The organism is Erythrobacter sp. THAF29, from assembly GCF_009363635.1.
Taxonomy (GTDB): Bacteria; Pseudomonadota; Alphaproteobacteria; order Sphingomonadales; family Sphingomonadaceae; genus Erythrobacter.
In genome coordinates this window covers 157124-173365 of record NZ_CP045392.1, presented here as the reverse complement: position 1 = coordinate 173365, position 16242 = coordinate 157124, and the positions used below count along the sequence as shown (strand labels likewise).

Genomic DNA, 16242 nt, shown 5'->3' with positions numbered 1-16242 from the left:
GAAACCTACAGTAATCATGGTTGCCGTGGACTTAATCGAAGAATCTACATTCGACCGATTCGTCGCGGCAAGCCCTCATTTCACCGCGTGCGATGAACGGTGCGAGTGCAGCGACAGGGTATCGCGCAATGTCGACAAACGGCCTGTATCCGGCATTCGTCGATCAGCACTTGTGAGGGCTTGACGGGATAACGGTCGGGCGCTGATTAGGGTCCCGGTTCATTTTGCAACGGGACGCCTCATGACTAACAACCACTCTGCCGCGCGTGGCTCGCGCGCGATCCTGACCGCCTTGTTGCTGGGAAGCTCCAGCATGGCCTTCGCACAGAGCGCGCCCATTGTGCAACCGGGCGCCCCCGGCCAGGAAAGCCGCACGCTTAGCGCCGATGAAGCCACCAAGCTTGCCGCTTCCAAATATACCGATGCGGACGTCAAATTCATGCAAAACATGATCGTGCACCACCAGCAGGCAGTGGTGATGTCCGAGCTTGTCGTTGATCGCACCAATACTGAAGAGGTGGTGGCGATCGCCGGGCGTATCCTGGCCAGCCAGGCCGACGAGATCGATTTTATGCGCAATTGGCTCAGTGAACGCGGTGAGCCGACCGAAATGCCGGCAATGGCGGCGCACAAGGAGCCCATTCACCACATGATGGCTGGCATGGCGACGCCCGCGCAGCTCGAAGCGCTCCGGCAGTCGGAAGGTACCGAATTCGACCGTCAGTTTCTCACATTGATGATTGCCCATCACGAAGGAGCGATCGAAATGGTCGATGCGCTTTTGCGCCAGCCGGGCAGTGCTGCCGACCCGATCCTTTTCCGCTTTATCGGAGATGTCGAGAACGACCAGAAAGCCGAACTCGACAAGATGGACGTCGTGCTCGCAGGCCTTTCCGAAGATCCGCGTGCATCTCTCGCCGCCGGATTCGATGATGCTGGCGAAGCGATCAGCAACCTTCGCAAAGTCGCAAGCCTTCCCAAGCCAGCCGGCTTTTTCGACCCGGACAATCCCGCCGATCTTCGCCCTGCGGTTCCGCCTCGCAAGGATGACGACGATGCGGCCGCAGCAGAAATCGAGGGCGAAATCGACGAAGCGCAGCTCGCCGACGAAAGCCCGGTCGCGGTCGAAACCGGCGATGCCAATGATGAGACCGTCGCAATCGCCGACGCCGATGGAGACGATGACAGCACTGGCGATCCGGAGCGGAATGACGACGACGAGGACTTGACCCAATTCGCCGAGCGCAGCCCGCTGCTCGACTTCGCGAACACCGACATGGCGTTTTTCGACGACATCATGGTTGCGGGTAATTACCACGGCTTCAACATCTACCGCCTCGGCGATGACGGCGTGCCGAACCTCGTCAGCTCGGTGGTATGCCCGGGCGGGCAGGGCGATGTTTCGGTTGTCGGCGACATTCTCATCATGAGCGTCGAGCAGACCCGCGGCCGCGTCGATTGCGGGTTGCAGGGCGTCGAAGACGATGTGAGCGAGGAGCGTTTCCGCGGACTTCGCATTTTCGACATTTCCGACCTCACGCGCCCACGTCAGGTCGGCGGCGTGCAGACCTGCCGCGGCAGCCACACTCACTCAGTCGTGAGCGCCAATGACGAGCGGATCGTCGTTTACAATTCGGGCACGTCGCGCATCCGCGAGCAGGAAGAGCTCGCGCGCTGCATCGACAATCCGGCAGATAGTCGCACGGCGCTGTTCAGCATCGATGTGATCGAGATTCCGGTCGCGAACCCAGGTGCCGCCCGCATCGTCCGCAGTCCGCGCGTTTTTGCCGACGCAGAAACCGGCGAGATCGCAGGCCTTTGGAAAGGTGGTGATAGCGGCGAGGGTACCCAACGCACCTCACGCACCGATCAGTGCCACGACATCACCGTCTTCCCGAGCAAGAACCTCGCCGCAGGCGCGTGTTCGGGTAACGGGATACTTATGGATATTTCCGACCCGATGAACCCGGTTCGCATCGACGCCGTTTTCGACAAGGGCTTTGCCTACTGGCACTCGGCAACATTCAACAATGACGGCACCAAGGTGATCTTCACCGATGAGTGGGGCGGCGGTGGCCGTCCGCGCTGCCGGGCTTCCGATCCCATGACTTGGGGTGCCAACGCGATCTACAACATCGTGGACGGCAAGCTTGAATTCCAGAGCCACTACAAAATGCCCGGGCCGCAGGGTGACACGGAGAATTGCGTCGCGCACAACGGTTCGATCATTCCGGTGCCGGGCCGCGATATCTTCGTGCAGTCATGGTACCAGGGCGGCATCAGCGTGATGGACTTCACCGATAGTGCCAACCCCAAGGAAATCGCCTTCTTCGATCGCGGCCCGATAAGTGAAGAGCAGCTCGTGGTGGGCGGCTATTGGTCATCCTACTGGTATAACGGCCGCATCTACGGGACAGAGATCACGCGGGGCATCGACGTTTTCGCATTGGAGCCGAGTGAGCATCTGACCGCAGCCGAAATCGCCGCTGCGGAGTCGGCAAGCTACGCGGACTCGCGTTTTAATCCGCAGACCCAGACGCAGGTCACCTGGGATGATGACGTGATAGAAGCCGCAACCGCCAGCCGCCGGGGCGGCTAGACCAACAGTTCCTGAACACAGAATGGGCGGGGTGGCCGTGCCATCCCGCCTTTCGTTGCGTCGCGCAAAGTCAGGTCGATTTCTGCGAATTCACCCAACGGTTGACCCGTTGTTCGAGGATGTTGAGCGGCACCGCGCCGCCACCAAGTACGGTGTCGTGAAATCCGCGAATGTCGAAGTCTTCACCGAGCTCGCGTTCGGCCATCGCGCGCAGTTCCTGAATGCGGATCATGCCAATCTTGTAGCTCGTCGCCTGTCCGGGCAGCACGAAATACCGGCGCACTTCGGATCGTACCGTGGTTTCGGGCATCGGCGAGTTCTCGAGGAAGTAGTCGACGGCCTGTTGCTCGCTCCAGCCCTTGGAATGGATGCCGGTGTCGACCACCAGACGGATCGCACGCCACATCTCGTTGGTTAGCCGACCGAAGTCCGAATAGGGATCTTCGTAGGCGCCCATTTCCTTCGCCAGCAGTTCGGAATAGAGCGCCCAACCCTCCCCAAAGGCAGAGATAAAGCCGCCCTGCGAACGGAAGCGCGGCACGCCTGCAAGTTCCTGTGCAATCGAAACCTGCATGTGATGGCCGGGATTTCCCTCGTGATAGGCAATAGCTTCGAGCACGGGGATCGGCATCGCGCGCATGTCCGACAGGTGGGCATAGTAGATACCGGGCCGCGAGCCATCAGGCGTGCCGGGGCGATAGTGCTGAGCGGCGCCATCCTGCTCCCGGAATGGCTCGACCCGCCGGACTTCCAGCGGAGCTTTCGGCAGGATGCCGAAATATTCGGGCAGGCGTTCGTTGATGAAGTCGAGGTGCTTCTTCGACTGCTCGATGTACATCTCCGCGCCGCGATCATTGTCGGGGAAATAAAAGCGGTCGTCCTCGCGCGTGAAGGCAAAGAAATCCTGCAGCGAGCCGGCGAACCCGACCTCGTCCATGATGGCTTCCATCTCGCCGCGAATTCGCGCGACTTCGGCAAGGCCCTTTTCGTGGATCTCGTCGGCAGTGAGTTCGGTCGTCGTCATCATCGCGAGCTGGTGGTTGTAGAAGTCGGCGCCGTTGGTCAGCGAGCTCACGCCCTTGGTCTCGTCCGATGTGTTGGAGCGGTCGGCAGTGAACCATTCGATTACTCGCGCATAAGCCGGCGCCATCTTTTCAGTGAGCGCCTCACGGGCTTGCTCTCGCAACTCGTCTGCGCGCTCCTGAGTAATAATGCCGTCAGCGACCAGCTTGGCGAGATGCTCTTCCGTTGCGGCCCACAGCGCCGATGGTGCCCCGTCATCGAAGGGTGCGCCGGTGATGAGCTTGCGGCTCTCATCGATTACAGCATCATAGGCGAAGCGCGGCGGGCGAGTGCCTGCTTCGGCATTGCTCTGGGCGCGCACGAGAAGCTGGTCCATCGCGGTGCCAATCCCACCAAGGCGCGCGATAAAGGCGAGCATGTCGCTCTCGCTTTCCACCTTGTGTTGCGACAGGAGAAAGCTCGGTAGTGCAGTATGTGTCCCGTTCATCTGGTGGAGAATGTATTGCTGGTCGCGCCAGTTCGCGGCGGCCTCGGCCTGTTCCAGCCGGAATTGCCACATGTCCCATGACAGCTTCGCCTCGTCGGACAGCTCGTCATAGTCGAAATTGGCCTCCATCTCGGCTGTCGCCGCGCGCCACCATTCGAGCTGCTCCTGCTCAGCCTCGACCGAGAAGTCGTCGATTTTGTCGTAGTCGGTCTTGATGCCCAGCGCGGTCTGCCGGATCGGGCTGAACCTCAGCGCCTCTTCGAACTTCGCATCGAACCATTCGTTGATGCACTCGGTCTCGGTCTGTGTGCATTCGAATGTCGGTTGGCTGACGGCAGCGTCGCAATTTGCAAGCACGACTGATCCGAGCAAGAGTGCGGCAATTTGAATTTTCATTGCGTACCAGCGTCCTCAACTCTTCTTTTATGAAAGCTTGCATGCAACAATGCGAGGCAAATTGGAAGTCGGCCATTCGACGGATAGCGTTCAGCCATCGTCATACGTCGCCTTGGAAATCGACGCGGTAGCCATCGGTTGACCGAGATCGAACAGGCGTCGCACGCGCTCATTGGGCTTCAGATTACCCGATGGAAAGTGATGTTGGTGGAGCGCGCGCAAATGTGCCATGTGCGTGTCCTCGCCAAGGCTATCGGCAAACTCGCCGACAATCGCGCTCTTTCCCCAATGCGGTCGCACATTCTCGAAATAGCTAAGGACCTCGCGCTGTATCCGCTCGAGCCAGGCGTAATCGCGGATATCTGCGAACAGGTCGATCGCAGCGACCGCACCGCCGAAATTGGCGGCGAAGGGAAGGGATGAGGCGTCGCTCAACTCACGCACTCCGATCAGGCTCTTCAGGTAGAAACCGAGCGTCCTCCAGCTTTCGACTTCGAGGAGTATGAATTTGATGACTTCCTCCGCCCGGTCGAGCGGCACATGAAAAGCGAGGTTGTAGGCGGTGTGGGTGGTAGAAAAGAGCCCCGTCAGGAAATCGGGCGAGCGCTGTGATTTTAGCAGCGGCTCTGGATCGTAGAGATAGTCGAGATCGCGCTTGTCGGTGATAGTGCGGCGATGGCTTCGAATGTCGATCCGGTCGGCAAGGCGCTGGAGCGAGCGGCGCATCTTGGGAAATGCCCGGTCGATTGCCCAGTAACGCTCGATAAAGAACATCGTGAGCCCCGCAGCCGAGAAGAATTTCGGTACGTGCTTCTTCGCGTTCTTGTTTTCGCTCGCCGGGCGGAGCGTGTGCAACATGATGAGGGGATCGTCCGGGTTGCTGTAGGGGACCACCGCCCAAGAGGTGGCAACGCTTCCTTTTTCGCGCCCCTTCTTCTTGCTGAGCCGCGTGATCCAGGCGTCGGACTGGTACTCCTCGAGCGGCGCGGTTTCCAACGTAACGCTGATGATCGGGGCGATGGTGCCAAAGGAGATAGCGGCGTACCCGAAATCGGGATCGCCGCGCTTCAATGTCACTTCGCGGCCGGCTCCATCAAGGAAGGTCAGTTGCGTAATCGCGTCCGCCATCGTCGCGCGTTTGCCATACCCATGGGTTCCGGTGACCAGCGCGCCGACAACCGTCTGCGCCATGTAATTGCCGCTGTTGAACATTTTGCGGTCGTGTTCGAGCAGCTCGCGTTTCAACTGCTCGATTGTCGTGGATGGCCCGCACGTGACCGTCTGTGTCGCCTTGTCATAGGTGCAGATGTCGAGTGTCGACTTGCCCATCATCACTGCGTTGAGGTCGGGGACGATCTGGATGCCGTTGTAGCTGTGGGACTGGCCGACGCAGGAGTATTCGCAGTCGCGTATGAACTCGGCGAGCTTCTCGTCAGAAGTAAAGCGGTGCTGGTAGACGCCGCACTGGAAGACCCGCATCCAGGATTCGAGCTTTTCTTTTTCCCTCAGATCGCCATCCGCGGGCCTGTTCTTGGGCCGCAGGATTTTCGGCAGCTTGAACATCGTGCCATTACCCCCGTTTGCGCGCCCCGGCGCAATGATCACCGCTTGTTGCTGATTTTGCAAACAAAAACCTCCACGCAGCCGATAGCCGCGCGGAGGCTTGATGAGGGAAGGGCGCGGATTACTCGGAGGCGATGGCCTGTTCGAGCTTGTCGATCGGCATGCCTGTCAATGTCTTGTCGATCTCTCCGATCACGCGTTTCTCCAGCTCGGAATGATAGTGCTGGCGCATTTCGCCCAGCGATTTCGGGTCGGCTATGATCAGCACTTCATTGAGGTCGCCGCTGATTGCCTTTGCATTCAGCCATTCAGCGACAGCCGCCCCGTGCGCGAGCTCTTCAAGCTGCGTGCGGCCAAGCTCCTGTCCGATATGATCCTGATGCCGAACTCCGGCGCTGAAATTGGTGACGTCTAGTTCGGGATTGTCTTCCTTGACGAGCTTGGGTTCGAAAATCTGGCCTTCATTGCGGAAGAGCGTGAAGCTCTCTCCATCGACCAGTGCGACGTGAGCCTTGTGTGCTAACTTCATGCAGGTTTCTCCTTTGCCTCAACAACGCATCGGTGCCTGAATGGTTGCGTTTCCACTTATCTATAACACACAAGAAAAGCCCCGGCGGATCGCTCCGCCGGGGCTTCTTTGATGCGATGGTGACTGGGGGTTGCTTAGAAGCCGCCCATTCCGCCCATGCCGCCCATTCCGCCCATATCGGGCATGGCCGGTGCAGCGCTCTTGTCTTCCGGAGCGTCGGTAATCGCCGCTTCCGTGGTGATCAGCAGGCCTGCGACCGAAGCTGCGTCCTGGAGCGCGGTGCGCACGACCTTGGTCGGGTCGATCACGCCGGCCTCGACCAGGTTTTCATAGGTTTCAGTTGCCGCGTTGAAGCCCTGCGTTTCGTCGCCTTCGCGCAGGAGATTGCCCGAAACAACCGCACCGTCATGGCCGGCGTTTTCGGCAATCTGGCGAACCGGTGCCATGATCGCGCGGCGGACGATGTCGATGCCGCGGGTCTGGTCGTCATTCTCGCCCTTCACGCCTTCGAGCACCTTCGATGCGTAAAGCAACGCGGTGCCGCCGCCCGGGACGATGCCCTCTTCGACAGCAGCGCGGGTGGCGTGCAGCGCGTCGTCGACGCGGTCCTTGCGTTCCTTCACTTCGACTTCCGAAGCACCGCCGACCTTGATCACGGCAACACCGCCGGCGAGCTTGGCGAGGCGCTCCTGGAGCTTCTCGCGGTCATAGTCGCTCGTGGTGTTCTCGATCTGGGTGCGGATTTCGGCAACGCGGGCTTTGATGTCCTCTTCGCTACCTGCGCCATCGACGATGGTGGTGTTGTCCTTGTCGATGGTGACGCGCTTGGCTTCGCCCAGCATGCCGAGGGTCACGTTCTCGAGCTTGATGCCGAGATCTTCGCTGACCATCTCGCCTTTGGTGAGGATCGCGATGTCCTGCAGCATGGCCTTGCGACGATCGCCGAAGCCCGGTGCCTTGACCGCAGCAACCTTGAGGCCGCCGCGCAGCTTGTTCACCACGAGGGTTGCAAGTGCTTCGCCTTCGATGTCCTCCGCGATGATCAGCAGCGGGCGACCGCTCTGAACGGCCGCTTCGAGGATCGGCAGCATCGACTGGAGGTTCGAAAGCTTCTTCTCATGGATCAGGATGTACGGGTTATCGAGTTCGACCGTCATCTTGTCCGGGTTGGTGATGAAGTAGGGCGAGAGATAGCCGCGGTCGAACTGCATGCCTTCGACCACGTCGAGCTCGAATTCGAGACCCTTGGCTTCCTCGACGGTGATGACGCCTTCTTTGCCGACCTTTTCCATGGCTTCGGCGATCTTCTCGCCGACTTCTTTGTCGCCATTGGCCGAGATAACGCCGACCTGGGCGATTTCTTCGGAGCCCGAGACGTCTTTCGAACGGCTCTTGAGGTTTTCTACGACGGCGTGGACCGCAGTGTCGATGCCGCGCTTCAGATCCATCGGATTCATGCCGGCGGCAACGGCGGTCATGCCTTCGCGGGCAATCGCCTGGCCGAGCACGGTTGCGGTCGTGGTGCCGTCACCTGCAAGATCATTGGTTTTCGATGCCACTTCCTTGAGCATCTGGGCGCCCATGTTCTCGAACTTGTCCTTAAGCTCGATTTCCTTGGCGACGGTGACGCCGTCCTTGGTGATGCGGGGAGCGCCGAAGCTCTTGTCGATCACGACGTTGCGACCCTTGGGGCCGAGAGTGACCTTTACGGCGTTGGCGAGCGTGTCGACGCCCTTGAGGATGCCCTCGCGGGCGTCACGGCTGAACTTTACGTCCTTGGCAGCCATTGGTGTTTCTCCTGGAATTCGTGGTTGGTTGGAAAAGCGTTAGAGGATCAGCGGGTTCAGCTGATGATCCCCATGATGTCGCTTTCCTTCATGATCAGCAGGTCTTCACCGTCGATCTTCACTTCGGTGCCCGACCATTTGCCGAAGAGCACACGGTCGCCGGCTTTCACATCCAGCGGGATGCGGTCGCCGTCGTCGTCGCGAGCGCCTTCGCCGACGGCGACGATTTCGCCCTCGGATGGCTTTTCCTGTGCGGAGTCGGGGATGATGATGCCGCCAGCGGTTTTCTGGTCGGCTTCGATGCGGCGGACGACAACGCGGTCGTGCAGCGGACGAAATGCCATGGTGTATGACCTTTCTGCAAAAGAGGTTCGTGTGGTTTTTGGCGCTCTCCCCACGAGAGTGCCAGCGCAGGCGCAAATGGGTGCGCTGCCCCCATGAGTCAACCAAGGTTCAGGAAAAAAGTTCGGGAAGCAGGCGGCGCTATGTCGCCGGACGAACCGAGAGCGCCAGCCGCTCACGCAGCATCCAGCGCCAGGTAAGCAGCACGGCGGCGAAAGCAAGGCCAGCCGCAAGCCCGATCCAGACGCCCACGCCTTCGAGCGGGGTGAAGAAACCGAGACCGATGGCGAGGCCGAAGCCCGGCACCCAATAGCTGAAGATCGCGATCCACATCGGCACGCGCGTATCCTGTAATCCGCGCAATGCTCCGGCCGCCACCGCCTGCACCCCGTCGACCAGTTGGAATGCAGCTGCAAGGACAAGATATTGCAGGGCGAAGCCGACCAGAGCTGCGTTCTTCGCAGCGTAAGGGTCGACGTAGATCGAAAGCAACGTATGGGGGGCGAGTACCATCGCGCTCGCGGTCAGCGACATGAAGCCTATCGCGATGAAAAGTCCGACCCAACCAGCTCGCTGGATGCCGACCGGATCGCGCGCGCCATAGAAATAGCCCACCCGGATCGTGGCGGCCTGGCCGACGCCGAACGGAACTTGAAAGGCGAGTGCCGCGAGCTGGAGCGCGACGGTATGACCTGCCAGTTCGGCCGCGCCAAACCTTCCCATCAGGAATGCCGCTGCGCCGAAAATGCCTGCCTCGGCAGTCACCGTGAGTGCAATCGGTGTACCAATGCGGACAATCTGCCAGAACCGGTGCCAGTCGGGTTTCCAGAAACGGTAGAAGATCCGATAACGCGCGAGGGCCGGGTCGGCGAAAATCGCGATCACATAGACTACCAGGGTGAAGATCGAGGTGATGATAGTCGCCACCGCAGCGCCCGTCAGGCCAAGCTCGGGTGCGCCGAAATTCCCGAATATGAAGGCATAATTGGCAAAGGCGTTTACAAATATTCCGAGCCCTGTGATCGCTGTCGCGAAGATCGGGCGGCCCAATGCCGAGACGTAATTGCGCAGCACCGCGGCAAGCAGCATCGGCACCATCGAGAAGATGATGACCACGTTGTATTCAGATGCCAGGGAGATGATCGCTTTCTGTTGACCGGTCGCATGCATGATCGGTTCGAGCAGAAGGCACAGCCCCATGCCGATGACTCCGGTGATGACGGCAAGCCACACCGCCATGCGCGTTGCGCGTCGGACCGGCCGGAAAGATGGCGAACGCGCGCCGATGGCCTCGGCGATGAGCGGCGCGACCGCTCCTGTGAGCGCGGTCATGGCCCACAGGACAAGACCGAACAGCGCGACCGCCAGCGACGATGCGGCAAGCGGCTCGTCGCCCAGACGTGCGATGAAAATGACGTCGATCGCATAGGTCAACATCTGCAGCAGATTGGCAGCCGCCAGTGGCGCAGCGAGCCTAGTCGTCTCGCGCAGTTCGCTGCCCCAGCTAGGCGTTTCGAGATCGATTCCATCGCGCATAAAGCCGGCCCGGATACGCCTGCTGCCAGCGAGACGGAAGGGGAATCAGCCAAACTCAAGCAAATTCAATGCGAGTCGATTCGTTAAGGCAACACATTCGGCAATTCGCGATGCCCGCTCGGCTCGAATTCAGTTCAATTTGCTAACCGAAATGATCTCAACTGTGTCAGATTGGGACACTCGGAATGGCCAATTCCCGCGTTTCCTCGGTTTTCATGGTTAACGAATCGGAAATTTAGAGTCGCCTGATTGCAATTACGTAATCCGCTGTTAACGTCTTGTTTACCTGCTCACGCACCGGCCTTGCGCCGGCATAAAACAAGAGGGGCGTCGCAAGCTAGGTATTTAACCGAGTTTGAAGGGGAAATTTTATGAAAAAGCTACTTCTTGCTGCAGGGGCAGCAGCGCTCATGTCTTCGCCCGCGATGGCAGCTCCGTCGGCTTCCGACGACTTCCTCGTTGCAGCAGGTGTCCAGCTTGAATGCAGCGTCGACGATCCGGACACCGTGTTCTTCGGTGCTCTCGACATTGAAGAAGATTCGGGTGCCGATGCACTTCTTCTGACCGAAGATCGCTACGTTGAGCGTCAGCGCATCTGGGCCAGCTGCAACTACCCGACGTCGATCACGCTGGAAGCACAGCCGATGGTCAACATCTTCCAGGCAAATGACGGCCCCGACGCCGGCGACTTCCAGGACTTCCTGCACTATCGCCTTCGTCTGCGCGCGAACAACAACTCGGACTTCACCGAAGTGAACCACCGCACCATCGATGGTCCTTCGTCGAGCGAGTTCCAGGCTGATGCGTTCCATAACAACGCTGTCCTGCGCACCGTCGTCAATGCAAACGACAACCCGCTGCGTCCGCTGGCAGGTATCTACGTGTCGGTTGCAACCGTTACTCTCGGCGCGATCTAAGCGACCAAGACAAAACGAAAAATCCGGGGGGGAGGGGATTATCCCTCCCCCCCGTTTCGATTCCTGATCGAAACCGGGACGCAAAAGTTAACACGCTTGCACTTTGCGCGAGTTGTGCGCGTTATCGGTATCTAAACAGGTGTGCGGCTAGGCAGGGCCGCGCAAATTCCTTTGGGGGGAAATCCATGTTCCGGCGTCTCTGGGCGGCATGCGCACTGTTGTCGCTCCTTCTCATCTCCACTCCATCGATGGCGGCACGCGTTTCGCCAATGATCGTAGACCTCTCGCCAAGTGGCCGGGGCGCGGTCGCGCGTATTGAGCTATCGAGCGATTCAGACCGTACGATCCCGTACGAAGTCCTGATGTTTCGCGGCGACATTTCTACCGATGGCAAGCTGACGCTGACACCGGCAGACGAAGATTTTCTCGTCTTCCCGACACAAGTCTTGCTCGAAGGCAATTCTCGCCAGGTATTCCGTATTCAGTATGTCGGTGACATCGAGCTCGCCGGGTCCGAGATTTTCTATATGTCGATCCGGCAGGTGCCGGTCGCCCTGGAAGATGCGCAGGCTTCGCAGGTCCAGGTGGTCGTCAACTACAACGTGCTCGTAAACATCGTGCCGAACAACGCGGAAGCGGAACCCGCGATACGCTCGGTCGTCGCCTCGTCCAGACTGATCGAAGCGAGCGCCCCCGAGGCGAATGACGAAGCTGGAGAAGCTGATGGTTCCGCTGAAGAAAATGCCTCCGAGGTCGAACAGGCTGCGGAGGTCCAAGACGGCGCCGAAGGCACCAATGGCGAGGTCGCAGAGGTAACTCCAGCTGAACCAGACGCCGAACAGCCGCCCGCGGTCCAAGAGATCAAGGGGCTTGAGGTACTCGTTGGAAACGACGGCAATCGTTACTTTCTCGCAGGCCTCTCCAAATGGAAAATTCGCGGCAAGACCCTTTCCGGAGAAGATTTCGAGCGCGAGCTGGCGGCCGACAAGATTTCACGCTTCGTCGGGGCCGGTGTCGTTGCTCCGGGCAAGGAACGCCGCTTCTTTCTTCCGATGACCGAAGAGCTGGATCCCGGCACGGTCGAGATCGAGATCGAAGTCCCGCGCGAGCGTTGATCGGCATATGATCCCGGATAGCAAGTGGATGATCGCGCACGGCGCCAGCCTTGCGGCTTTGGCTGGAGGGCTGATAGCGCCTTCGGCCGCCAGCGCGATGCAGGTGCCGGCGGTGCTGCTCCAGGCGGCTTCCGCACAGGAGGTGGACGCGCAACCGGCCGAACCGCAGCGGCCGCAGGGTCGCTCGATACAGTTCACCGTCCCCGTTGTTTATGAAAGACAAGTCCTCGGAGACGTTCTTCTCGAGGTCAAACCCGACGGATCGGTCGTGTTCGATCAGGAAAGCCTGCGAACGCAACTTGGGGGATTGTTGAACGCAAGGGGCCTCGAAACATATGATGGCATCGCTAGCGGCAGGCCGACTATCACGCCTGAAGATCTCGTTCCGATCGGCATATTGATCAGTTTCAACCAGAGCTTGCTGCAAGTCGAAATAGAAGAGATTGACGGGACGCTGCGCCCGGTCCGACAAATTGTCGACAACACGACCAGCCGTCGAAGCGAAGACATCCAGTTGCTCGAGCCTTCGCGTTTTTCCGCATATGTGAACATCGTCCCCAATTTAGAATACGATACGGAAACCGATGAATTCTCGAACGAGATATTCTTCGATGGCGCGACGCGTATCGGGGCGATTGCGGTCGAATATGACCTGGCGGTATCGGATCAGCTCGGCGAAGGGACACAGTTCTTCCGTCGCGGCGTGCGCGCCGTCTACGACCAGCGAGAGAAGTATCGCCGGTTTGCCGCAGGCGACCTCCGGCTGGAAACCCTGTCGCTCTTGCGGACCCCCTTCATCGGGGGTGTGAGCGTCGAAAAAAGTCGCAGGGTGTTCGATCCGTTCGTGCCGGCTGCCCGGCTGGGTGCCGGCGAGATTTTTCTCGACAACAATTCGACAGTCGATGTCATTATCAACGGCGATCTCTACCAGACGCTCGAGCTCGACGCAGGAACATACGACCTCGCGAGCCTTCCGGTTCAGCTGGGCTCGAACAATGTGGAATTGCAGATCAGGGACTCCGGCGGACGCCAGCAGGTCATCAATCTCGACTACTTCTACCAGCCGCTGGACCTCGTTGCGGGGGAGGAGGAATATTCCTTCGCTGCAGGCTTCATTGCGCGCGAGCTGGCTTTCGAACCGCAATATACCGGCGACCCGGCATTCACCGGCCTGTATCGGCGCGGAATGAGCGATGATCTCGTGCTCGGCGCGGCGGTACAAATCGCTGAAGACGTTCAACTGATCGGAACCGAGGCCACGATCGTCCCGCAGGTCTTTCCGGGCTTCTTCAGCTTCGAAGGCGCGGCGAGTTTCAGCGATGAAGGCGGCACCGCGTTCTCGGCCCGGGCAAGCTACCGGCTATCGGGCGGCAATACGTTTTCGAACCGGTATTCGTTCTCGATCAATGTCGATTACACTGGGGCGGGCTTCACTACGATCTCGAACCTCATTCCCAATCAGTTCGACCTCTTGACCGTCAGTGGGAGCTATAACCAGGCGATCTCCGACGAAGGACGGATAGTGGCAGGTGCTGTCTATTCGCACCGGGCGGGCCCGCAGGACGACATTTCGACCGTTTTCGTCGACTACATCCATCGCATAAACGATCGTCTGCAAGTCACTGCAGGAGTCGAGTACGGGGACAGCGACGCATTCGATTCAAACTATGGGTTCCGGATCGGCATCTCCTATGCATTCGGGCAGAACACCCGTGGTTCTGCCGACTATCGCAGCAGGACGGAAACTCTGCGCGCCAACCTTTCTCGAGGTGTCGACAACAAGGTGGGCTCGCTCGGCTACGATGTCGGTTTCATCCAGGATGGCGAGCAATCGCGGGTCGATGGCGGGGTCGACTATGTCGGCAACCGGTTTGAATCGCGAGTAACGATGTTCAGCGAAGGATCGAGCATCGGCAACATCGCGGATAACCAGCGCGTGCGCGTCCAGCTGGGTACATCTCTCGCTTTTGCGGGCGATCAGTTTGCCGTTGGCCGGCCGATCCGAGATGCCTTCACTATCGTTCATGCGCACGAATCGTTGCAGGAAGGTCAGGTCATTGTCGGCCGAGACCTCAGCGACAACCGGTTCGAAGCGCGCAGCGGGACTTTCGGCGGCGCACTTCAGGGACGCCTCTCGTCCTATGCCGACCAGACGATCCAGTACGACGTCGATGGGGCAGCGGTGGGGTACGATATCGGCGAGGGTGTGGCGCGCGTCGATCCGCCATACCGCGCGGGATATGCGCTCGAAGTCGGCAGCGATTACTTTGTCAGTGTTGTCGGCACCCTCATGCGCGGCGGTGCCCCGGTCGCTCTGGTCGCCGGACGGGTTGAAGCGGTTGATGACGAAAACTTCGAAAGCAAACCGTTCTTTACCAACTCCGTCGGTCGTTTCGGCTTGCTCGGGTTTGCTCCAGGCAAGACCTACCGGGTGACGATCGAAAACGGCGCAACCAGTTTCGAATTCACGATTCCGGAGGGAACCGATGGCCTGTTCAGGTTGAACGAGGTCGTCCTTCCGGCGCTTGAAGAATAGGAGCCTGATCATGCACATTCTTCGCAAATTGAGTACCGGTCTAACTGCGGCTGCGGCGCTTGCGCTGCCCACGCAGGCTCAGGCGGCCTGCAATCCGGAATTCGTCGACAGGGTGCAGACCGTTAGTGTTTCCGGCGTGGAAATCGGCGTCCGCGAACGGGCGCGCGAAGACTTCACAATCCGCGTGCGCAATAGCGGCGATGGAGAATGCGCGGCATTCCTGCGCATTGCGAAGAGGACCGCAGCAGGTCTCAGCGACGCGTTGCCATTCCTTTTTTCATCGGGTGGTCGTGTCCTCGAAGTGCTTCCCAACCAATCCGTTCCGGGATCGACCGGGACCGATCTTTTCATACCGGCAATCCCAGGGACGAATAACGGCAGGGCCGTCGGTATGCGGCTGGGAATCCCGACCGAATGGGGCCTAGCCGCCGCCCGCTATAGTGACGAGTTCGTCGTGACGCTTCACGATGAGGGCGGGGCGTTGCTCGACACGATGATTGTCAATGTGCTGGTCGATATTCCGCCATCAGTGTCGATGCGCATCGTGGGTGCAGCGGGGACTAACCGGGTCAAGCGCATCAACCTTGGAATGCTGGATCCGGATGCGACGACGCGGTCCGATCCGTTCGGCCTGCGGATCTGGAGCACATCGCCTTACCGGGTCGAATTCGCTTCGGAGAATTTCGGCAAGCTGCGCAAGACCATCGGTGAGGCGAGCATTCCCTACACTCTACGCATGGGTGGAACGAGGGTCGAACTTGAAAGTGCCAATTCTCGCGAATTCCCGCACCATACGAGCGCGCTGGGCGATTTCCACCCATTGCGGGTAGAAGTAGAACCGTTCTTTTCCGAAGCAGGCAGGTACAGCGACCGCGTGACGGTTTCCGTCAGCGCGATCTAACCGTTCAGCGCTTACACCGCGATGAGCGAAAAGCTGATCGCAATCGGAGCGTCGACCTGACGCGCGTCGATCTGGACAGGCACCGGTCCGAAACGCGCACCCCAACGCTGACCGACATACGAAACACCGGTTTGGTTTAGCTCGCTGAAGTCGCTGCCATAGCGTACCTGTACGCGCTCATCTTCGCCGAGCGAACGATGGGTGGCAATGACCTGAAAGCCGCTATTGGTGTTGCAGGCTTCGAACACTGTACCGCTGACGACCGATGCGCTGCCCTGCGCTATGATCGAGCGTGTGTCGATATTGCACGAGACAGGGATCCTGGCCGAAACCTGATAGGAGCCGCTTGACTTGTCGGCTGCCATTGCGGGCTGTGCCGCGCAAGCAAGTGCGACCACTGCGGGAAGGGCTGAAACTTTGTAACGCATCGGTGTTCTCCAATGCGAGAGGGGATAGTCGGTTTTGGTAAATACTATTCGGAGGGGCAGGGTTAACGTCAATTAACCCTTGG

General features: G+C 59.5%; 12 protein-coding genes. 5 read left to right on the top strand and 7 right to left on the bottom strand.

Going from position 1 to position 16242, the window contains the following annotated elements:
• The first annotated feature begins 241 nt into the window (after positions 1–241).
• A complete protein-coding gene (locus FIU90_RS00855; RefSeq protein ID WP_152433056.1) occupies positions 242–2599 on the top strand; it encodes a DUF305 domain-containing protein in 2358 nt (785 codons plus the stop codon).
• 70 nt (positions 2600–2669) lie between these two features.
• Here the strand turns inward: FIU90_RS00855 and FIU90_RS00850 are convergent, their stop codons facing one another.
• The 6 genes from FIU90_RS00850 to FIU90_RS00825 all read right to left on the bottom strand — a co-directional run bounded on the left by FIU90_RS00850 (position 2670) and on the right by FIU90_RS00825 (position 10262).
• Positions 2670–4505: a DUF885 family protein gene (locus tag FIU90_RS00850; RefSeq protein ID WP_152433055.1), complete on the bottom strand. Its 1836-nt coding sequence runs from the start codon at positions 4503–4505 to the stop codon at positions 2670–2672.
• Between the two features lie 90 nt (positions 4506–4595).
• On the bottom strand, positions 4596–6068 hold the full coding sequence (locus FIU90_RS00845; protein ID WP_152433054.1) for an FAD-binding protein: 1473 nt from the start codon (positions 6066–6068) through the stop codon (positions 4596–4598).
• Between the two features lie 121 nt (positions 6069–6189).
• Positions 6190–6597 (bottom strand): host attachment protein, encoded by a 408-nt coding sequence (locus FIU90_RS00840; RefSeq protein WP_152433053.1) that lies wholly within the window; start codon positions 6595–6597, stop codon positions 6190–6192.
• Positions 6598–6731: 134 nt separating this feature from the next.
• The gene (gene groL / locus FIU90_RS00835) at positions 6732–8384 is read right to left on the bottom strand and encodes a chaperonin GroEL (RefSeq protein WP_152433052.1); all 1653 of its coding nucleotides are present in this window, start codon (positions 8382–8384) and stop codon (positions 6732–6734) included.
• A 56-nt stretch (positions 8385–8440) separates the two neighbouring features.
• Complete coding sequence (gene groES, locus FIU90_RS00830) at positions 8441–8728, bottom strand: co-chaperone GroES (RefSeq protein ID WP_152433051.1); 288 nt, start codon at positions 8726–8728, stop codon at positions 8441–8443.
• Positions 8729–8867: 139 nt separating this feature from the next.
• Positions 8868–10262, bottom strand: coding sequence for an MATE family efflux transporter (locus FIU90_RS00825; RefSeq protein ID WP_152433050.1), 1395 nt, complete (start codon positions 10260–10262; stop codon positions 8868–8870).
• Between the two features lie 371 nt (positions 10263–10633).
• Between FIU90_RS00825 and FIU90_RS00820 the strand changes: the two genes are divergently transcribed.
• The 4 genes from FIU90_RS00820 to FIU90_RS00805 all read left to right on the top strand — a co-directional run bounded on the left by FIU90_RS00820 (position 10634) and on the right by FIU90_RS00805 (position 15731).
• Complete coding sequence (locus tag FIU90_RS00820) at positions 10634–11179, top strand: hypothetical protein (protein ID WP_152433049.1); 546 nt, start codon at positions 10634–10636, stop codon at positions 11177–11179.
• Between the two features lie 185 nt (positions 11180–11364).
• Entirely contained in the window at positions 11365–12294 is a 930-nt protein-coding gene (locus FIU90_RS00815) for a hypothetical protein (protein WP_152433048.1), read from the top strand.
• A 28-nt stretch (positions 12295–12322) separates the two neighbouring features.
• Positions 12323–14830, top strand: coding sequence for a hypothetical protein (locus FIU90_RS00810; RefSeq protein ID WP_152433047.1), 2508 nt, complete (start codon positions 12323–12325; stop codon positions 14828–14830).
• A 10-nt stretch (positions 14831–14840) separates the two neighbouring features.
• A complete protein-coding gene (locus tag FIU90_RS00805; RefSeq protein WP_152433046.1) occupies positions 14841–15731 on the top strand; it encodes a hypothetical protein in 891 nt (296 codons plus the stop codon).
• Positions 15732–15742: 11 nt separating this feature from the next.
• On the opposite strand, the gene FIU90_RS00800 is transcribed toward FIU90_RS00805, so the two are convergent.
• On the bottom strand, positions 15743–16159 hold the full coding sequence (locus tag FIU90_RS00800; protein WP_152433045.1) for a hypothetical protein: 417 nt from the start codon (positions 16157–16159) through the stop codon (positions 15743–15745).
• Positions 16160–16242: the final 83 nt, after the last annotated feature.